Origin of the sequence: Pseudomonas sp. SR18, assembly GCF_023701505.1 — a bacterium.
Taxonomy (GTDB): Bacteria; Pseudomonadota; Gammaproteobacteria; order Pseudomonadales; family Pseudomonadaceae; genus Aquipseudomonas; species Aquipseudomonas cyclaminis.
The window spans coordinates 71,540-91,458 of the sequence record NZ_JAMQAU010000009.1 but is presented as its reverse complement, the minus strand read 5'-3'; the positions used below and the strand labels follow the sequence as shown (position 1 = coordinate 91,458).

The 19,919-nt window shown below is 60.8% G+C and carries 17 protein-coding genes; 4 read left to right on the top strand and 13 right to left on the bottom strand.

Annotated elements, in window-relative coordinates:
• Positions 1-69 precede the first annotated feature (69 nt).
• From NDJ82_RS15185 to NDJ82_RS15175, 3 genes are read left to right on the top strand one after another with little or no spacing between them, the layout of a single operon-like run.
• Complete coding sequence (locus NDJ82_RS15185) at positions 70-1,194, top strand: GNAT family N-acetyltransferase (RefSeq protein WP_099583502.1); 1,125 nt, start codon at positions 70-72, stop codon at positions 1,192-1,194.
• Complete coding sequence (locus NDJ82_RS15180; RefSeq protein WP_250925777.1) at positions 1,194-2,963, top strand: sensor histidine kinase; 1,770 nt, start codon at positions 1,194-1,196, stop codon at positions 2,961-2,963. The genes NDJ82_RS15185 and NDJ82_RS15180 overlap by 1 nt, the downstream gene beginning before the upstream one ends.
• Complete coding sequence (locus tag NDJ82_RS15175) at positions 2,953-4,350, top strand: sigma-54-dependent transcriptional regulator (protein WP_099583500.1); 1,398 nt, start codon at positions 2,953-2,955, stop codon at positions 4,348-4,350. Before NDJ82_RS15180 ends, NDJ82_RS15175 begins: the two co-directional genes overlap by 11 nt.
• A 123-nt stretch (positions 4,351-4,473) precedes the next feature.
• Here NDJ82_RS15175 and NDJ82_RS15170 read toward each other — a convergent pair whose 3' ends face one another.
• The 11 genes from NDJ82_RS15170 to NDJ82_RS15120 all read right to left on the bottom strand — a co-directional run bounded on the left by NDJ82_RS15170 (position 4,474) and on the right by NDJ82_RS15120 (position 16,824).
• On the bottom strand, positions 4,474-4,812 hold the full coding sequence (locus NDJ82_RS15170) for a GlpM family protein (RefSeq protein WP_099583499.1): 339 nt from the start codon (positions 4,810-4,812) through the stop codon (positions 4,474-4,476).
• Positions 4,812-6,149 carry a two-component response regulator AauR gene (gene aauR / locus NDJ82_RS15165; protein ID WP_284738610.1) on the bottom strand — a complete coding sequence of 446 codons (1,338 nt, stop codon included), beginning with the start codon at positions 6,147-6,149 and terminating at the stop codon, positions 4,812-4,814. Before aauR ends, NDJ82_RS15170 begins: the two co-directional genes overlap by 1 nt.
• Positions 6,146-8,047: a two-component sensor histidine kinase AauS gene (gene aauS / locus NDJ82_RS15160; RefSeq protein WP_112193742.1), complete on the bottom strand. Its 1,902-nt coding sequence runs from the start codon at positions 8,045-8,047 to the stop codon at positions 6,146-6,148. The genes aauR and aauS overlap by 4 nt, the downstream gene beginning before the upstream one ends.
• Positions 8,048-8,156: 109 nt before the next feature.
• Positions 8,157-8,891, bottom strand: a complete 735-nt coding sequence (locus tag NDJ82_RS15155) for an amino acid ABC transporter ATP-binding protein (RefSeq protein WP_049709764.1) — start codon at positions 8,889-8,891, stop codon at positions 8,157-8,159.
• Entirely contained in the window at positions 8,888-9,559 is a 672-nt protein-coding gene (locus NDJ82_RS15150) for an amino acid ABC transporter permease (RefSeq protein WP_158878448.1), read from the bottom strand. The genes NDJ82_RS15155 and NDJ82_RS15150 overlap by 4 nt, the downstream gene beginning before the upstream one ends.
• Positions 9,559-10,305, bottom strand: a complete 747-nt coding sequence (locus NDJ82_RS15145) for an amino acid ABC transporter permease (RefSeq protein WP_024073702.1) — start codon at positions 10,303-10,305, stop codon at positions 9,559-9,561. The genes NDJ82_RS15150 and NDJ82_RS15145 overlap by 1 nt, the downstream gene beginning before the upstream one ends.
• Positions 10,306-10,498: 193 nt before the next feature.
• A complete protein-coding gene (locus NDJ82_RS15140) occupies positions 10,499-11,425 on the bottom strand; it encodes a glutamate/aspartate ABC transporter substrate-binding protein (RefSeq protein WP_099583495.1) in 927 nt (308 codons plus the stop codon).
• A 314-nt stretch (positions 11,426-11,739) separates the two neighbouring features.
• On the bottom strand, positions 11,740-13,278 hold the full coding sequence (glpD, locus tag NDJ82_RS15135) for a glycerol-3-phosphate dehydrogenase (RefSeq protein WP_250925776.1): 1,539 nt from the start codon (positions 13,276-13,278) through the stop codon (positions 11,740-11,742).
• Positions 13,279-13,543: 265 nt separating this feature from the next.
• Entirely contained in the window at positions 13,544-14,299 is a 756-nt protein-coding gene (locus tag NDJ82_RS15130) for a DeoR/GlpR family transcriptional regulator (RefSeq protein WP_017526345.1), read from the bottom strand.
• A gap of 83 nt (positions 14,300-14,382) precedes the next feature.
• Positions 14,383-15,888 carry a glycerol kinase GlpK gene (gene glpK / locus NDJ82_RS15125; RefSeq protein WP_017137034.1) on the bottom strand — a complete coding sequence of 502 codons (1,506 nt, stop codon included), beginning with the start codon at positions 15,886-15,888 and terminating at the stop codon, positions 14,383-14,385.
• Between the two features lie 81 nt (positions 15,889-15,969).
• A complete protein-coding gene (locus tag NDJ82_RS15120) occupies positions 15,970-16,824 on the bottom strand; it encodes an MIP/aquaporin family protein (protein ID WP_099583493.1) in 855 nt (284 codons plus the stop codon).
• Positions 16,825-17,151: 327 nt separating this feature from the next.
• Between NDJ82_RS15120 and ybaK the strand changes: the two genes are divergently transcribed.
• On the top strand, positions 17,152-17,622 hold the full coding sequence (ybaK, locus tag NDJ82_RS15115) for a Cys-tRNA(Pro) deacylase (RefSeq protein WP_112193748.1): 471 nt from the start codon (positions 17,152-17,154) through the stop codon (positions 17,620-17,622).
• Between the two features lie 67 nt (positions 17,623-17,689).
• Here the strand turns inward: ybaK and NDJ82_RS15110 are convergent, their stop codons facing one another.
• Positions 17,690-18,796, bottom strand: a complete 1,107-nt coding sequence (locus NDJ82_RS15110) for an ABC transporter ATP-binding protein (protein WP_250925775.1) — start codon at positions 18,794-18,796, stop codon at positions 17,690-17,692.
• Positions 18,793-19,713 (bottom strand): ornithine carbamoyltransferase, encoded by a 921-nt coding sequence (gene argF, locus NDJ82_RS15105; protein ID WP_099583490.1) that lies wholly within the window; start codon positions 19,711-19,713, stop codon positions 18,793-18,795. The genes NDJ82_RS15110 and argF overlap by 4 nt, the downstream gene beginning before the upstream one ends.
• Positions 19,714-19,919 lie beyond the last annotated feature (206 nt).

The following is a 19,919-nucleotide window of genomic DNA, read 5'->3' as shown; positions in this document are numbered from 1 at the left end:
GCGACGATTCGACAAGCCCGCTCACCACACACACTCTTTTCACCACAACAACTCCAGTTGGAAGCCAATGTGATCACCACCCAAGCCTTCCCCACCATCCGGGCCCTCCAGCGCAGTGCATGGAACGATTGTTTTCCGGGTGCCCTGGAGGACTGGGACTATTACGTCGCCGTGGAAAACGCCGCCATCGATGATTTCCAATGGCGCTACCTGGCGGTTTACGAAGATGGAACCCTGGTGGCGGTCGCGCCCGCGTTCATCACCCATTACCGCCTCGACACCACGGTGTCCGGCGCCGGCAAGCGCTTGACCGAACGCCTGGAGCGGCTGTGGCCCGGCGTCTTGCAGTTGGGGCTGTACGCCATCGGCTCGCCGGTGGCCGAGCGCTGTGATGCCGGATTTGCCAGCCACGTGCCCGAGTCGCGCCGCCCGCTGTTGCTCAAGCATGTGCTGCAAGCCGCGCGCCACGACGCCGATGATTTCGGCATCGGCCTGTTGGCGGTCAAGGACGCACCCAGCAACGATCCGCACTGGGTCGACAGCTGCCGCGCCGCCGGTTTCCAGGCCATGCCGAGCCTGCCCACCGGCGTATTGCCGCTGCCCTATGGTTCGGTGGACGCCTACCTCGGCTCGCTGGGCAAATCCACGCGCAAGGACCTGCGCCGCAAACTGCGCGCGCCCGGCCCACGGGTGGAATGGCGGCGCAATATCGACGACGTGCTGCCTGAGGTCATGCGCCTGTACGAAGCCACGCTGACACGGGCCGAATTGCAGTTCGAACGCCTGCCTGCGAGCTACTTCACCGGTGTGCTCGAACGCCTTGAATCGCGCGCGGTGTGTGCGCTTTACTGGGTGGACGAGCAGTTGGTGGCGTTCAACCTGATGCTGGTGGACGAACACCGGCTGGTGGATAAGTTTTTCGGGCATGACGTGGCGTTTACCCGCGACTACAACCTGTATTTCCGCAGTTGGCTGACCAACGTCGACTACTGTATTGAGCACAAGATTGCACTGTACGAGTGCGGCCAGGCCGGGTATGCCAGTAAGCTGCGCCTGGGCTGCGAGTTCCAGGGCAACAGCGTGTTCTTCCGGCATCGCAACCGGCTGGTCAACGGCCTGCTCAAGTTGGTAAAACTGTTTATTCGACCGGATCGTTCCGACCCTGCCATGGCTGCTGCGATAAGCGAAACCTGATGATCACCAAGACCCGCCAGAAAGCCCGCCCCTTTGCCATTTCGCGCTGGAGCGTCCAGCGCAAGCTGGTGCTGGCGTTCTGGTTGGTCAGCGTGGTTCCCACCATGATCGCGGCGGAACTGGCCGCTAGCACGCTGTCGCAGATTTTCGACAGTAACGTGCGCATTTGGCTGCAAGAGTCGACCAAGATCGTCAAGGACGAGATCGGCGACATCCTTCACGACAACGCGCGCATGGCCAAGCTGTTCCTGCGCTACATCAGCCCGCCGGACAACAAGCAAGCCGCCCGACACGACCGGCTGACGGCCGACATTGCCGATGCCACGGACATCGACGTGGTGGCGCTGATCCGCGCCAGTGATCGAAAAGTGGTGTTCACCACCGCCGCCGATGACATCGTGCAGCAGATCAGCCTGGCCAAGAATACGGTGCTGCAAACGGTCAAGGTGGGCGGGGCCACCACCGGTATCGTGGTCTCCACCTTCGAGACCAGCCGGGACGGCGTCGACTACCTGCTGCTGGTCGGCACCTACCTGGACAGCAGTTTCCTGACCAGCGTGGCCGATGTGCATTCCCTCGACCTGCGCCTGTACCTGGCCAACCCGGAGGGGTTCTCGGAAATCTTCTCGACCCAGCGCTTTGAGGATCACCCGTCGCGCATCCCCAAGACTGTCGAAACCGCCATGCGCGCCACTCGCCAGCCCAGCGAGCAGTTCACCAATAACTACAGCGGTTTGTACTGGCCGATCTTCAACGATGCCGGCGATTTGCAAGGCGTGATCTTCAGCGGTCTGCTGCGCCATAGCAGCCTGATGGGGCTGGTCAACCAGAGCAACCTGTTCGTGCTGATTTTCCTGGTCAGCTCGGCGCTGTCGCTGGCGGCGGGGGTGCTGGTGTCGCGGCGCCTGACCCGGCCGCTGCGGGATTTGTCCGAAGGCGTGGGGGCGGTGATCTCGGGCAATTACACGCACCGCGTGGCGGTCAGCGGCGGCGATGAGCTGGCGCAGTTGAGCAGCACCTTCAACCATATGACCGAGCGCCTTGGCGAGTTGCATCACCTTGAGGCCCAGCTGCGCCGACGTGACCGCCTGCACGCGTTGGGTGAAGTCGCCATGGGCCTCGCCCACGAGATCCGCAACCCGCTGGGCATCATCAAGACCGCCACCCAGTTGTTGCACCGCCGCGCCGACCTGCCGGACACCGACAAACGCCACCTGGAATACGTGATCAGTGAAGTCAGCCGCATCAACGACCTGATCACCGAGTTCCTCGACTTCGCCAAGCCCAACCCGCCGCTACGGGTGGTGCAGCCGGTGCGTGCGCTGGTGGAGGAGATCCTCGGCTTCTGCGCGCCGGAACTGGCGACACATAACATTGATACGCAGATCGACGACCAGGCACCGGGCGCGACGATCTACGCGGATGCCAAGCAGCTTAAACAGGCGTGCCTCAACCTTATTCTCAACGCCATCGACGCGATGCCCGACGGCGGGCGCCTGACGCTGGGGATTCGCACAGTGAACGACCACACCGTTATCAGCATTGCCGATACCGGCCAGGGCATTGCAGCAGAGATGGTCGAGCGCATCTTTACGCCATTCGTGACCACCAAGGCCTCAGGTACCGGCCTGGGCCTGGCCAAAGTCTATTCGATCATGGAAAGTCACGACGGCAGCATCGAATGCGCCAGCGAGAAAGATGCCGGCGCCACCTTCAGCCTGTACATTCCGGCGATGGGCGAAGACGACGAGGACAGTCATGACGCATAACATTCTGGTGGTCGACGACGAACCCAAGCTCTGTGACCTGCTGGCGTCGGCCCTGAGTCAGAACGGCATCCAGGTATTTATCGCCGGTAACGGCCTGCATGCGCTCAAGGTGCTGGAGCAGGAAGACATTGACCTGGTGATCAGCGACTGGCGCATGCCGGGCATGGACGGGCCGGCGCTGCTGGCGGAGATCAAGGTGCGCTACCCCCACGTGCCGGTGATCGTGATGACCGCCTACAGCACGGTGAAAAATGCGGTGCAGTCGATGCGCAACGGCGCCTATGACTACATCGCCAAGCCGTTCGATATCGATGAGCTGGACATCACCGTCAGCAAGGCGTTGCAGTTTCGCGACATCATGCGCGACAACGCACGCCTGCGCGCCGAGCTGGATGAGCATGCGCAGTTCGACAGCCTGGTGGGCGACAGCCCGGCGTTTCGCACGGTGTTGCAAGCGGTGGACTCGGTACGTGACAGCAGCGCCACCATCCTGCTGACCGGCGAAAGCGGCACCGGCAAGGAAATGGTCGCCCGTGCCATCCACAAGCACGGCAGCCGTGCCGACAAACCTTTCGTGGCGGTCAACTGCGCGGCGATCCCGGAAGGGTTGCTGGAAAGCGAAATGTTCGGCCACCGCAAGGGCGCGTTCACTGGCGCAGTCGCGGACCGGGTAGGGCGCTTCATGCAGGCCGACAAAGGCACGCTGTTCCTCGATGAAGTCGGCGATATGCCTTTGGCGTTGCAGGCCAAGATCCTGCGCGCCTTGCAGGAGCGGGTCATCGAGCCGGTGGGCGACCCTCGCGAACGCAAAGTCGACGTGCGGGTGATCGCGGCCACCAACAAGAACCTGCTGGAAGCGGTAGCCAATAAGGAGTTTCGCGAAGACCTGTATTACCGCCTCAACGTGTTCCCGATCCCGTTACCGGCCCTGCGCGAGCGCGTGGAAGACATCGCCCCGCTGGCGCGTCACTTCGCCCACAGCCTCAGCGCCACCGCCGGCAAACGCATCACCGGCTTCAGCCCCGAGGCGTTGCAGGCCATGGCGGCGTATCACTGGCCGGGCAATATCCGCGAGCTGCAAAACTGCGTGGAGCGCGCGACCATCGTGGCGGCGTCGCCGGTGATCGAGGATATAGATTTGCCGGGGTATCTGTTTGCGTCGAAGCCGGGCGAGGGCGGCGTGACGGCGATCCTCAGCGATGGACCGGGGATTCCCCAGGACCTGGACGCGGCGCTGGCGGAGGTGGAGAAGGCCTACATACTGGCGGCGTTGCACGAGAGCAACGGGGTGCAGGCTGCGGCGGCGGCGAAGATCGGGATCTCTGAACGCAGTTTCTGGTATCGCCTCAAGAAGCTGGGCATTCAAGTCGACAAAATAGTCCGCTGACCCAACCGGGATAAAAAATGTGGGAGGGGGCTTGCCCCCGATGGCAGTGGGTCAGTTAAAGATAAGGTGACTGACACGCCGCTATCGGGGGCGAGCCCCCTCCCACATTTTGACTGTGGTGTGTCAGGTGTGGAGGCGCACCCAGACGCTGACCAGCACCGTCGCCGCCATCAACCAGGCTACCGCTGCCAAGGCCAACGATGCCTCCAACCGCATCCGATCCACCAGCACATACAACGTCGCCAAATACACAAAGTACGGAATGATCGACCACATCCCGAACAGGATCGTGGTCTTCAAATCCTCCACCGAACGGCCCTTGCCGACGATGTAATGGGCGATCAGCGCAAAGGTCGGGAACAGCGGCACCAACCCCGCGATGTAATAGTTCTTGGTCTTGGCGAGCGCCGCCAATATCAGCACCACCGCCGCGCCAAGGGCGGCCTTCAGGAATAGATCCATCAGTGACTCAACCCGTATTTCTTGACCTTGTCGAACAACGTGGTCTTGGCCATCCCCAGCTCCTGGCTGGCCTGGGTCAGGTTGCCACCGCTGCGTTGCAGGGCGTCGCTGAGCAGATTGCGCTCAAACGCTTCCACCGCCTCGGTGAAGGCCACGCCCTGGTTGCCGCTGCCGGCGCCGCTCTTCTTGAAGGCGGGCAGGCCGAGGGCGAAGCGTTCGGCGACGTTGCGCAGTTCACGCACGTTGCCGGGCCATTCGTGGCTCATCAGGCTGGAGAGGGTCTGGTTGTCCAACTCCGGCACGCTGCGGTCGAAGCGCAGGGACGACTGCTGCAGGAAGTGTTCGAACAGTTGCAGGATGTCTTCCCGGCGCTCGCGTAAAGGCGGCAGTTCCAGAGTGACCACGTTGAGGCGGTAGTACAGGTCACTGCGGAACTGGCTGGCGCGGCTCAGTTCGTCGAGGTCGGACTTGGTGGCGGCGATCACTCGGCAATCCACCGCCACGCTCTGGTTCGAACCCAGGCGTTCCAGGGTGCGTTCCTGCAAGACCCGCAGCAATTTGATCTGCAGGTTGATCGGCATGCTTTCCACTTCATCGAGGAACAGCGTGCCTTCATGGGCGTGTTCGATCTTGCCGATACGCCGCTTGCCGGCGCCGGTGAAGGCGTTGGCTTCGTGGCCGAAAATCTCGCTTTCGAACAGGTTTTCGGGCAGGCCGCCGCAGTTGAGCGCGACGAACTGGTGCGAGTGACGCCGGCTGAAATCATGCAGGCAGCGGGCGACCAGCTCCTTGCCGGTGCCGGTCTCGCCTTCGATCAGCACGTTGGCCGAGGTGTCGGCGACGTTGGCGATCAGCTCGCGCAGGTTCTGCATGGCCGGGGAGCGGCCGATGATGCGGCCTTCCAGGGAGTCGCGTTCGGCCAACTGACGGCGCAGTGACCAGACTTCCCGCGCCAGTGCGCGTTGCTCCAGGGCACGCCGGGCGACATCCACCAGGCGTTCGGGAGAGAAGGGCTTTTCCATGAAATCGTACGCGCCGTTGCGCATGGCGCCGACGGCCATGGAAATATCGCCGTGCCCGGTAATCAGCACCACCGGCAGGCTTTTATCCAGGGCCTTGAGGCGGGTCAGCAGCTCCAGGCCGTCGATGCCCGGCAGGCGGATGTCGCTGATCACGATACCCGCGAAGTTCTCGCCGATGCGCTTCAACGCCTCTTCGGCACTGCCTACGCCGACGCTGGGAATATCTTCCAGCGCCAGCGCCTGCTGGCAGCCGAGCAGCACATGGGGGTCGTCTTCGACGATCAGCACGGTGAGGTCTTGAGGATCAATATTCATGTCGACTCAGCTTTTTGAGCGCCCACCAATGGCAGGCTCAGGACAAAGGCAGTACCACCACTGGCCGGGTGTTCCACGGCGAGGTTGCCGCCGGTGGCCGCCGCGAGGCTGGCGGACAGGGTCAGGCCCAGGCCCAGGCCTTGCTCGCCGGGCTTGGTGGTGAAGAACGGTTCGAACAAATGCTTGCGCGCCTCGGCGTCGATGCCGTGGCCGTTGTCGCGCACATACAGGCGGTATTTACCTTCGGCAACGCTGCCTTCCAGCCACAGTTCAGGGGTGGGTTGGGCCTGCATGGCGTCGAGGGCGTTGCCGATCAGGTTGACCAGGATCTGCTCCAGGCGCGTCTGGTCGATCTGCAGTTGGGCCGCTGCGAAGTCGCGGTGCACCGTCAGTGCCAGGCTGTCCAGGCGTGCGCCCAGTACCTGGAACGCGGCGTCCACCGCCTTGGCGAGGTTGGCTTCGCCCTGGTCATCACCGCGCCGGGCAAAGGAGCGCAGGCTGGCGGTGATGCGCCCCATGCGGTCGATCAGTTCGTTGATGGTCTTGAGGTTGGCGCTGGCGGTGTCCAGGGCGCCGCGCTCCAGGAAGCGCACAGTGTTGCCGGACAAGGTGCGCAACGCCGCCAGCGGTTGGTTCAATTCGTGGGCGATGCTGGTGGACATCTGGCCGATGGCCGCCAGTTTGCCGGCCTGCACCAGCTCATCCTGGGCGCGACGCAGGGTCTCTTCGGCCTGGCGCCGTTCGCGGATCTGGCCCTTGAGCCGTTCATTACTGGCACGCAGGTCGGCGGTGCGTTCGGCAATCCGACGTTCCAACTGGCTGTTGGCTTCCTGCAGCGCTTCACGCGCGGCGAGGCGGGTGGCGATGACCTTGCGCCGCTCGTTCCAGGCGATCAGCAGGAAAGCCACCAGGCCAAAGGCCACAGCCACCAGGATGCCCTGGTTGATCGCTGCGCGGCGCAGGTCATTGAGCGGGGTGAGCAGGGTGAAATTCCACGGCGTGTCGTAGAGCGGGCGGGTTTGCGCCAGGTAGCTGACTTCGTGTTCGTCGTTGACCACTTCGCTGTTGGCCGGGAAGGTCAGTTTTTCGGTGCCTTCGTTCAGGCGTTCACGGGCCAGCGGTTCCAGCTCGTTCAGTGTGGCCCAGTAATATTGCAGGCTGTGGGCCAGGCGATCCTTGGTCTCATCGCTCAGCGGGCGCACGGCCTTGAGGCGGCGGGCCGGGTCGCTGGAGAGAATGATGATGCCGTTCTCGTCGCTGACGAACGCTTCCAGGCGCGCACGTTGCCAGCGTTCTTCCAGGGCTTCGAGACGCACCTTGACCACTGCGACGCCGATGATCTTGCCGTGCTCTTCCAGGCCGTGGGCCAGGTAATAGCCGGGCTCGCCGTTGGTGCTGCCGATGCCGTAGAAACGCCCGGGCTGGCCGCGCACGGCGTTCTGGAAATAGGCGCGGAAGGACAGGTCTTCGCCCTGATAACTGTCGGCATCGCGCCAGTTACTGGTGGCCAGTACCCGGCCGGTGGTGTCCATCACATAAATGGCCCGACTGCGACTGCGTCGGTTCAGGCCTTCGAGGTAATCGTTGACGCTTTTACGGGTTTCCTGGCTCGGGTCGGCGAGCAACTGCGAGACGCTGGTCTCCAGCTCCAGCAGGCTGGGCAGGTAGGTGTATTTGCTGAGTTCACTTTCGACGGTGCGGGCATGCAGCTCCAACTGGCGTTCGCCGGTGTCGCTGAGGGTGCGGATGCCGTAGTACTCGCTGATCCAGAAGCCGATATAACCCAGGCCGATCATCAGGGCGACGATCAACGGCGGCAGGAACAGTTGGCGAATCAGACGAGGCTTCACGGCAAGTGATGGCGGTGCGGCGCGAAATTGGTTGGGGTCGCATTTCATCACAGATGCCTTGGGTCAACCAGAGCTTACCGGCCTGCGCGATCCAGTGTGGGAGAGGGTAAGCCCCTCCCACATTGGCCATGTTCCTACAGTGGCAGCTGTGTAGGGCTTAGTGCTGCAGGATTTTCTCAAGGAAGTGCTGTGCACGCTCGGAGCGGGCGCTGATGTCGCCGAAGAATTCTTCTTTCGGGCAGTCTTCGATGATCTTGCCGGCGTCCATGAAGATCACGCGGTCGGCGACTTTACGGGCGAAACCCATTTCGTGGGTCACGCACATCATGGTCATGCCTTCATGGGCCAGTTGCACCATCACGTCCAGCACTTCGTTGACCATTTCCGGGTCCAGGGCCGAGGTCGGTTCGTCGAACAGCATGACGATCGGGTCCATGGCCAGGGCGCGGGCAATCGCCACACGTTGCTGTTGGCCACCGGAGAGTTGGCCGGGGTGCTTGTGGGCGTGCGCCGACAGGCCGACGCGCTCCAGCAGTTGCAGGCCTTTCTTGGTGGCTTCTTCCTTGCTGCGGCCCAGCACCTTGATCTGCGCGATGGTCAGGTTTTCGGTGATGGTCAGGTGCGGGAACAGTTCGAAGTGCTGGAACACCATGCCCACGCGCGAACGCAATTTCGGCAGGTTGGTCTTCGGGTCGGCGATGGAGGTGCCGTCGACCACGATGTCGCCCTTCTGGAAGGGTTCCAGCGCGTTGACGCACTTGATCAGCGTGGACTTACCCGAGCCCGAAGGCCCGCACACCACGATCACTTCGCCTTTTTTGACATCAGTGCTGCAATCGGTCAGCACCTGGAAGTCGCCATACCACTTGTTGATGTTCTTGATAGAGATCATACGGCAAACCTTTTTTGCAGACGCTTGACCAGCAGCGAGGCGGAAAAGCTGATGATGAAGTAGACGACACCGGCAAAGATCAGGAACTCATTGGAGCGGCCGATGATGTCGCCGTTGGAGCGGGCGGAGTTGAGGAAGTCCACCAGGCCCACGGTGTAGACCAGCGAGGTGTCCTGGAACAGGATGATGCTCTGTTGCAGCAGCAACGGGGTCATCTTGCGGAACGCCTGGGGCAGGATGATCAGGCGCATGGTCTGGCCATAGGTCATGCCCATCGCTTGTGCTGCGCCCATCTGGCCCTTGGGGATCGACTGCACGCCGGCCCGCACGATCTCACAGAAGTAAGCGGCTTCGAACATCATGAAGGCCACGACGCAGGAGGTGAACGCACCGATCGGGGTGTCTTCGCCGGTGATCCAGCGCAACACGAACGGCACCGCCAGGTAGAACCAGGTGATCACCAGCAGCAGCGGGATCGAGCGGAAGTAGTTCACGTAGGCGCCGGCCACGCGCGACAGCAGTTTGCTGGACGACAGGCGCATCAGCGCCAGGATCGTCCCCAGTGCGATGCCGCCGATCACGCCCATGACCATCAACTGCAGGGTCATGACCATGCCGTTCCACAGGCCCGGGATGGCGGGGATGATGCCGCTGAAATCGAGTTCCATTATTTACCCCCCACGGAGATCAGGCCGGGCACCGCGACTTTCTTCTCGACCACACGCATCAGCAGCATAAGGCTCATGTTCAGGGTGAAGTAGATCAGCGTAGCCAGGGTGAAGGCTTCAAACAGGTTGGCCGAGAATTCGGCGGTCTGCTTGGTTTGCGCCAGCAGTTCCATCAGGCCGATCAAGGACGCCACGGAGGAGTTCTTGAACACGTTGAGGAATTCCGAGGTAAGCGGCGGAATGATGATGCGGTAGGCCTGGGGCAGCAGCACGTTCCAGTAGATCTGCGGCAGCTTGAAGCCCATGGCGCGCGCAGCGGCCTCTTGGCCCCGTGGCAGCGCCTGGATGCCGGTGCGCACTTGCTCACACACACGGGCAGCGGTGAACAGGCCCAGGCACACGACGACGCTCAGGTAGGCCGAGGTGGTCGGGTTGAGGTCCTGTTTGTACCAGTCCTGCAGGTTTTGCGGCAGCAGGTCGGGTATCAGGAAATACCAGATGAACAGCTGAACCAGCAGCGGCACGTTACGAAACAGTTCCACGTAGCAGGTCGCGATGCCCGATACGAGGCGGTTTGGCACCGTGCGCATGACCCCCAGAATGGAGCCCAGCAGCAAGGCGATAATCCACGCCACGACAGCGATGGCAATGGTCCAGCCCAGGCCGGCGATGTACCAGTCGAGATAAGTCTCGCTGCCCACGCCGGTGGACTTGAAGAACACGCCCCAGTCCCAGTTGTAATTCATTAGGGTCTCCCCTCGAAGTCGATCGATGTACAAGCACCCGCTTGGGGAAAATCCATTCCCACCTGACGATGAACGCCAGGCACACGCGATCGGCTCGAAAACCGCCAGGTCGAGTGTTCCAAGTTAAAGCCAGCAGGTAATTACAGACGCCTGAGGGAGGGTTGCTCCCTCAGGACATAAGCTTAGTCAGGTATCAGATTTTTACTTCTGGCGCTGGTTTGTCGCTAGGGTTAGCGATCAGATCCTTGACTTTGTCGCTCATCGGGAAGTTCAGGTTCAGGCCTTTCGGTGGGATCGGGCTTTCGAACCATTTGGCGTAGATCTTGTTGATCTCGCCGGACTTGTACAGGGCGACAATGGCGTCATCCACGGCTTTCTTGAAGTCCGGGTCGCCTTTGCGAACCATGCAAGCGTAGGCTTCGAAGGACTGCGGAGTACCGGTGATGACCCAATCATCCGGCTTCTTGGCCTTGGCTTCTTCGCCGGCCAGCAGGGCGTCGTCCATCATGAACGCAACGGCGCGGCCGCTTTCGAGCATCTGGAAGGATTCGCCGTGGTCTTTGGCGGAGATGACGTTCATGCCCATCTGCTTGTCGGCGTTCATCGCTTTGATGATGCGCTCGGACGTGGTGCCGGCGGTGGTCACGACGTTCTTGCCTTTGAGGTCAGCGAAGTCAGCGTAGGAAGGCTTGCCTTCCTTGTCTTTCTTGACCAGCAGGCGGGTGCCGATTTCGAAGATGTTGACGGTGAAGTCGACTTGCTGGGCGCGCTCGGTGTTGTTGGTGGTGGAGCCGCACTCAAGGTCCGCAGTGCCGTTCTGGATCAGCGGGATACGGGTTTGCGAAGTGACCAGGTTGTACTTGGTCTTCAGGTCGGGCTTGTTCAGGTCTTTTTTCAGTTGCTCAACGACAGCCACTTGAATGTCGTGGGAGTAACCAACGGGTTTGCCCGAACCATCCGCGATGTAGGAAAACGGAATGGAGCTGTCGCGGTGAGCGAGGGTGATGGTGCCGGAGTCGTTGATTTTCTTCAGTGTGCCGGTGAGTTCGGCGGCAAAAACTGGAGTGCTGATCAGAGCAGCAGCGATAGCTGCGCCCAGGATATGGGGAACGATGCGCATCAATACTTCCTCGACATTTGTTTTTTTTATGAAGCCAGTTAGACGGCTCTCTTGTACAGCGAATGCCCTTGACGGCTCCTGAGGCGTCCCAGGCAATCGTCCAAGAGTGTAGAGCATGAGTCGTGCCAGGCCAGGCGTAAAAGCTTAACTGGTTGATTTATATGGTTATTAACTTTGTGTTACGGTAAATATGTAACTGTTTAATCCGGCAAACCGACTAGGCTGGGGTGTCGCGTTCGGAAAACCGAATGATCTGGCCAGCATAAAAAAGCCCCTGGGCCTCACGGCGCAGGGGCTTTTGTACGATGCGTCTGTCAGGCCGCCTGGATCTTGCTGCGGTTCTGCTCAACCTGGGACAGATAGCGTTGCAGGTTGTCCTGCTCTTGCGGGGTGGTGAACAGGCCAAGCTTGGTGCGGCGCCACAGCACGTCCTGCGGTTGGGTCGCCCATTCTTCAGCACACAGGTAGTCGACTTCGCGGGTATACAGGCCACCACCCAAGTGGTCGCCGAGGTCGGCCAGCGATTGCACACCCTCCAGCAGGCGCCAGCTGCGGCTGCCGTAAGTGGTGGACCAGCGGCGTGCGATTTCGCTTGGCACCCAGTCGAATTTGCTGCGAATCGCTTCGGCCAGCGCTTCTGGCGTGGTCATGTTTTCGCCGCCCGGCAGGCTGGCCTTGGCGGTCCAGCTCGGGCGCATCTGGGTGAAGTACGGGGCCAATTGCGCCATCGCCGACTCGGCAAGCTTGCGATAGGTGGTCAGCTTGCCGCCAAACACCGACAGGATCGGCGCCTCGCCCGAACCACCAGACAGTGACAAGGTGTAATCGCGGGTGATGGCCGATGGGTTATCCGACTCGTCGTTGCACAGCGGACGCACGCCTGAGTAGGTGTGGACGATGTCATCGCGGCTCAGTTGCTTCTTGAAGTGTGCGTTGACCACCTTGAGCATGTAGTCGGTTTCACCTTCGGTGATCGCCACTTTCGCCGGGTCGCCGGTGTATTCGCGGTCAGTGGTGCCGATGATGGTCAGGTGGTTCAGGTACGGAATGGTGAAAACGATGCGTTGGTCTTCGTTCTGCAGGATGTGCGCGTGGGCGCCCTCGTACAGTTTCGGCACGATCAGGTGGCTGCCCTGGATCAGGCGGATGCCGTAGGGCGAATCCAGCTTCAGGTCGTCCTTGATGAATTTGGCGACCCACGGGCCAGCGGCATTCACCAGCGCGCGGGCGCGGATCGAGAAGAGGCTGCCATCGGCGCGTTCCATGTTCATGTCCCACATGCCGTTGCTGCGGTGTGCGCTGATGCAACGGGTCTGGGTGTGGATGTGCGCGCCTTTTTCACGGGCGGCCATGGCGTTGAGTACGACCAGGCGGGCGTCATCGACCCAGCAGTCGGAATACTCGAAACCCTTGGTGATTTCGCTTTTCAACGGGCTGTCGGCGCCGAACTTGAGGCTTTTGGAGCCGGCGAGCTTTTCACGCTTGCCCAGGTGGTCGTACAGGAACAGGCCTGCGCGGATCATCCACGCCGGGCGCAGATGCGGGCGGTGCGGCAATACAAAGCGCATCTGCTTGACGATGTGCGGGGCCTTGGCCAGCAGCACTTCACGTTCGGCCAGCGCTTCACGCACCAGGCGGAATTCGTAATGCTCCAGGTAGCGCAGGCCACCGTGGATCAGCTTGCTGCTGGCGGAGGAGGTGTGGCTGGCCAGGTCGTCCTTTTCGCAAAGGAACACCGACAAACCGCGACCGGCTGCGTCCGCTGCTATGCCGACGCCGTTGATCCCGCCGCCGATCACGGCAACGTCATAGATTTCGGCAAGCGGTGGAGCAGGCAAGGTGGAAGGGTTCATCGGCTGGCCTCGCGATTTTTTCGTCTTTGAATTCGAACATTAATGTTCATTTGCGAAAATGGTAGCTGATAAACGCGGGCACAGCCACCCGACTTTGATTGAAAAAACTCATCAAAGGGTAGGGAAAGGAAGAATTGTGAACATGATTCTTGGAGGGTGGGTGTCGGATAGATCGCAATCGGGGGCAAGCCCCCTCCCACATTTTGATCGGTGTGCACATTCAAAGGTGGGAGGGGGCTTGCCCCCGATGGCGGTGTTGCAGGCGCTACACGACTTCCAGCCGAACCTTATGCTCATTGAGCAACTGCACCAACGCCGGCACCGGCTGCTGGTCGGTCACCAAACAGTCCACCAGGCTGATCGGCCCCAGGCGAATCATGGCGTTGCGCCCGAATTTGCTGGAGTCGGCCGCCAGGATCACCTGGCGCGCATTGGCGATGATCGCTTGGGAAACCCTGACTTCCTGGTAATCGAAATCCAGCAGGCTGCCGTCTTCATCAATGCCGCTGATACCGACCAAGGCAAAGTCGACCTTGAACTGGTTGATGAAGTCCACGCTGGCCTGGCCCACCACGCCGCCGTCACGCCTTACGTTACCGCCGGTCAGCAGCACGTCGAAGTCATCCTTGGCGCTGAGCATGGTGGCGACGTTGAGGTTGTTGGTGATGATTTTCAGGTGGTTGTGATTGAGCAGCGCACGGGCGATGGACTCGGTCGTGGTGCCGATATTGATGAACAGCGAGGCGTGATCGGGGATTTGCGCGGCGATGGCTTCGCCGATGCGCTGTTTCTCGTCGCGCATCTGGTCGGCACGCATGGCGTACGCGGTGTTTTCAACGCTGGAGTCATAGGCTGCGCCGCCGTGGTAGCGGCGCAGCAGATTGGCGTCCGCCAGCTGGTTGATATCGCGGCGGATGGTTTGCGGGGTGACAACGAACAACTGCGCCATTTCCTCGATACTCACGTAGCCGCGTTCGCGGACCAGTTCGAGGATTTGTTGTTGGCGGGGAGGCAGATTCATGGGGCGTCCTTTGGGCTGCCATACAAAAGTGGCCCATGATGACGCAGGAATCTGCTCCCGACCAGTTACAACCGGCGCTTGGCTTATTCGGCGCCTTCGTGCGGTTCCCAATCGCGGGTGCGGCTGACGGCTTTTTGCCATCCGGCGTAGAGTTTCTCTTTGGCCGCTTCATCCAGCTGTGGTTCGAATTCGCGCTCGATCACCGCCTTGCCACGCAACTCGTCCAGGCTGCCCCAGAAACCACAGGCCAGGCCTGCCAGGTAGGCGGCGCCCAATGCCGTGGTCTCGCGCATTTGCGGGCGCTCGACCTGGGTGCCGAGGATGTCGGCCTGGAACTGCATCAGGAAGTTGTTGGCGACCGCGCCGCCGTCCACACGCAGGGCTTTGAGGCGTTCGCCGGAGTCCTGCTGCATGGCGTCGAGAACGTCGCGGGTCTGGTAGGCAATCGACTCCAGGGCTGCACGAATAATGTGATCAACACGTACGCCACGGGTCAGGCCGAACAGCGCGCCACGGGCGTAGGGGTCCCAGTACGGAGCGCCCAGGCCGGTGAAGGCTGGGACCAGATACACACCATTGCTGTCCTTGACCTTGCCGGCGAAGTATTCGGTGTCGGTGGCGTCGGCGATGATCTTCAGTTCATCGCGCAGCCACTGCACGGTGGAACCACCGTTGAAGACCGCGCCTTCCAGGGCGTAAGCCACTTCGCCACGCGGGCCGCAGGCGATGGTGGTCAACATGCCGTGCTTGGATTTCACCGCTTTGTCGCCGGTGTTCATCAGCAGGAAGCAGCCGGTGCCGTAGGTGTTCTTGGCCTGGCCGGCTTCCACGCACATCTGGCCGAACAGCGCCGCTTGCTGGTCACCGGCAATACCGCCAATGGCAATGCCGCTTTTGGTGCGGCCATAGATTTCCGAGGAGGATTTCACTTCCGGCAGCATTTCGCGCGGAACGTCGAGGATCTCCAGCATCTTCGCGTCCCACTCCAACGTGTGGATGTTGAAGAGCATGGTGCGTGACGCGTTGGTGTAATCGGTGACGTGGGTCTTGCCGCCGGTAAATTTCCAGATCAGCCAGCTGTCCACGGTGCCGAACAGCAGCTCGCCGTTGCGTGCGCGCTCGCGGCTGCCTTCGACGTTATCGAGGATCCACTTGAGCTTGGTGCCGGAGAAGTACGGGTCGGTGACCAGGCCGGTGGTGTCGCTGATGTACTGTTCGTGGCCGTCACGCTTGAGCTGCTGGCAGATCTCGGTGCTGCGGCGACATTGCCAGACGATGGCGTTGTAGATCGGGCGCCCGGTGATTTTGTCCCACACCACGGTGGTTTCACGCTGGTTGGTGATACCGATGGCGGCGACCTGGTCATGGTGCAGACCAGCCTGGGCCAGGGCTTCGACCATGACCGCGCTCTGGGTGGCGAAGATTTCCATCGGATCGTGTTCGACCCAGCCAGCTTGCGGGTAGTGCTGAGCGAATTCACGCTGGGCGGTGCAGACCACGTTAGCGTCACGATCAAAGATGATCGCCCGCGAACTGGTGGTGCCCTGATCAAGGGCAATGATGTAGTTCTTATTCTGAATGTCGGTCATGTCGATTGCCTTGGACGAGAAATAAGGGAGTGGATCAACAGCCTGGGCCACTAAAAGGGCAGTAGGGGCCAGGCGGTCTTATCAGGAAATACGGGTTTCGCCAGTGACGGCGGTGTCTTGGGTTTCAGCTACAGCAGGTGCGGCGCTCGGCAGATGACGGGCAATCAGCCCGCGATAGGCCGCAGCACCCAGGCATGCGCCGACAATCGGCGCGAAAACGGGTACGAGGAAGTAAGGAATATCGCGCCCGCCAGTAAAGGCCATTTCACCCCAACCCGCGAAAAAGGTCATCAGCTTGGGCCCGAAATCCCGCGCCGGGTTCATCGCAAAGCCGGTCAACGGCCCCATGGCACTGCCAATCACTGCAATCAGCAGGCCGATCAGCAGCGGAGCCAACGGGCCGCGTGGCAAGCCATTGTTGTCATCGGTCAGGGCCATGATCACGCCCATCAGGATGGCGGTGATGACCATTTCCACCAGGAACGCCTGTGCAGTACTCAGCAGCGCATGTGGATACGTGGAGAACACTGAGGCCAATTCCAGGCTGGCCTGGGTACCGCGCACCAGATGGTGGGTTTGTTCGTAATCGAAAAACAGATTGCTGTAGAGCGTGTACACCAGCGCAGCGGAGCAGAACGCGCCTGCCACTTGGGCAAGGATATAGAAAGGCAGTTTGCGCTTTTCGAAATCGGCGAAAAGGCACAGGGCGATGCTGACGGCTGGATTGAGGTGAGCCCCGGAAATACCGGCGCTCAGGTAGATCGCCATGCTGACGCCGATCCCCCAGATAATGCTGATTTCCCACAGACCAAAGCTGGCACCCGCGACCTTGAGCGCAGCGACACATCCTGTACCGAAGAAGATCAGAAGCGCAGTCCCCAGGAATTCGGCCATGCATTGGCTCGAAAGTGAAGGCTGTTGAAGAGCAGTTGTCATGGAAAACCTCGATTGTTGTTCTTGTCTGGCGCACCGCCTCAACGGACGGTTGCGCGATTTTCACCGTGACGAGGATCCCCATCCAAGGCACGGCTTACTGCTGGAGCGCTGTAGGAACATTCGTACAGTGTTCGTAAGCGAAAAAATATAGACAAGAATGACCGCTGTCAAAGGTCGAAAGTGAACGGTCAGTCACTTTCTAACTATGGGTTTGATGAATGATCATGCTTGCTCCATGGACTATCGGCTGGAGAGAGGTGCGCACTAGAGCGTTTTACGTGGGCTTGGCCTAGAATTGGCCATCTGTTAGGCACCGCCGGAGACGTCATGACCCCCGCATTGGATTTGTTGAAAAAAGTTCGCGCCGAACATCGCATCCACAGTTATGAACACGATCCCAAGGCCGCTTCCTATGGTCTGGAAGCCGCAGAGAAATTGAGCCTAGACCCGGCGCAGGTGTTCAAGACCTTATTGGCCAGCAGTGAAAAGGGCGAATTATTGGTGGCGGTGGTGCCGGTCGTCGGAAGTCTGGACTTGAAAGCCTTGGCGCAGGCGGCGGGGGTGAAAAAAGTAGAAATGGCCGATCCGGCTGCGGCCCAGCGTTCTACCGGCTACCTGTTGGGCGGCATCAGCCCGCTGGGGCAGAAGAAGCGTCTGCGCACATTTATCGATGTGACGGCGCAGCCGTTTGCAACGATTTTTGTCAGTGCGGGGAGAAGGGGGCTGGAGGTGGAGCTGTCGGCGCAGGTGCTGGCTGAACACACCCAGGCCAAGTTCGCGCCGATTGGCAGGGAGTAATCTCAGGCTCCGGTGAACTCCAATGTGGGAGGGGGCAAGCTCCCTCCCACATGTGTTCTCTGTGTTTTCAGGTCGGGCTGTGGCGTCGTACGCCGGATTCGGCTTGAGGGATCTGCGCGGCAACGCTGCCCGAGGCCTGAAACAGCACCAGATGTTCAGCCGCCACGCGAATCCCCACATCCGCCCCTACCTGATGATCGGCATGGCTGGGGAAAATCGATTCCAGTTGCGCGCCAGTCGGCAGTTGCAAGCGGTACAAGGTCGATGCGCCGAGGAACGTCTTGCCGACGATCCGTGCTTTCAACGCGCTGTCCGGCGCATAGACGATGTCATCCGGGCGCAGCAGTACATCCACCGCGCCACCGGTCGGCCAGGTGTAGGCGCGATTGCCGCGCAGGTCACCCAGTTCGGTGCTGACGGATTCGGGCGAGCTCAGTTGGCCACGAATGAAATAACCCTGGCCGATAAAGCTCGCGACGTAAGGTGTCTGCGGTTCGTGGTAGAGGTTGTAGGGCGTGTCCCACTGCTCCAGCCGGCCTTCCTTGAACACACCCACTTGATCGCTGACGGCGAAGGCTTCTTCCTGATCATGGGTGACCAGGATCGCACTGGTGCCGCGTGCCTTGAGGATGTCGCGCACCTCATGGCTGAGCTTGCGCCGCAGTTCGCCATCGAGGTTGGAGAAGGGTTCGTCCAGCAGCAGCAGTTGCGGCTCCGGGGCGAGGGCGCGGGCGAGGGCGACACGTTGCTGCTGGCCGCCGGACAGTTCGTGGGGGAAGCGCTTGCCCAGGTTCTTCAGGTTGACCAGCTCCAGCAGTTCGGCGACTACGCGGTCCTTTTGCGGATGCTTGCGGATACCGAACGCGATGTTGTCGGCCACGCTGAGGTGGGGAAACAGCGCGTAGTCCTGAAACACCATACCGATGCGACGTTTCTCCGGTGCCAGGGTAAAACCGGCACTGGAGATCACTTCGCCCGCCAGGCTGATTTCGCCATCGTGCACTGGCTCAAAGCCTGCAATGGCACGCAAGGTGGTGGTTTTGCCGCAGCCCGAGGAACCGAGCAGGCAACCGATATCACCCGCGTTGAGGTGCAGATTGAGGTTCTGCACCACCCGTTGATCTTGATAGCCGCATGCCAGATTGCGCAGGTTCAGCAGAAGGGGCTGGCTCATGCGTGGTGGTACGACGGTGGGACGAGGAATTCGAGCAGGGCCTTCTGGGCGTGCAGACGGTTTTCGGCTTGGTCCCAGGCGACCGAACGCTCATCGTCAAGCAGGTCGAGGCTGATTTCTTCACCCCGGTGGGCGGGCAGGCAGTGCATGAACAGCACATCCGGCGCGGCCAGGTCGAGCAAAGCGCGGTTCACCTGGAATGGTGCGAACAGGGCCAGGCGCTTGGCGGTTTCGTCTTCCTGGCCCATGGAGGTCCAGACGTCGGTGCTGACCAGATGCGCGCCGAGTACGGCTTCACGTGGGTCGCGCACGAGGGTGACGCGATCGCCAGCCAGCGCCAGGAAGCGCGCATCCGGCTCGTAGCCTTCCGGGCAGGCAATGCGCAGCTGGAAGTCGAACTGAATCGCCGCTTCTATATAGCTGTTGCACATGTTGTTGCCGTCGCCGATCCAGGCCACGGTTTTGCCTTGGATCGAGCCGCGATGTTCCAGGAACGTCTGCATGTCAGCCAGCAACTGGCAGGGGTGCAGGTCATCGGAGAGGCCGTTGATCACTGGAACCCGTGAGTTGGCGGAAAATTCGGTAACGGTGCTATGGGCAAATGTGCGGATCATCACCGCATCGAGCATGCGCGACATGACACGGGCGCTGTCGGCGACTGGTTCGCCACGGCCCAATTGAGTGTCGCGCGAGGACAGAAAGATAGCTTGGCCACCCAACTGGATCATGCCGGCTTCAAAGGACACACGGGTGCGGGTCGACGACTTCTCGAAAATCATGCCGAGAACGCGGTTTTTCAAAGGCTCGAACAGTACGCCGCGGTTACGCAGGTCTTTAAGCTCAATGCCTCGACGGATCACGCTGACCAGCTCTTCGGGCGTGCAATCCATCAGGGAGAGAAAGTGCCTTGCGCTCATCATTAACTACCTTTTTGCAACAGACCGCAGATACTCAAAGCCTTGTTTATTGTGACAACGGGCGAGACCTGCGGCGAAAGCCGCACGGGGCGACGAAATAGGGGAAGGCGCGATATTGACATTAAATGTCGCGTCTTACCAATAGGGCTACGTTTTTAGGGGTGTTCAAGAAGGGCGCGAGAGCGCTTTTGAAGACGAATTCCTGA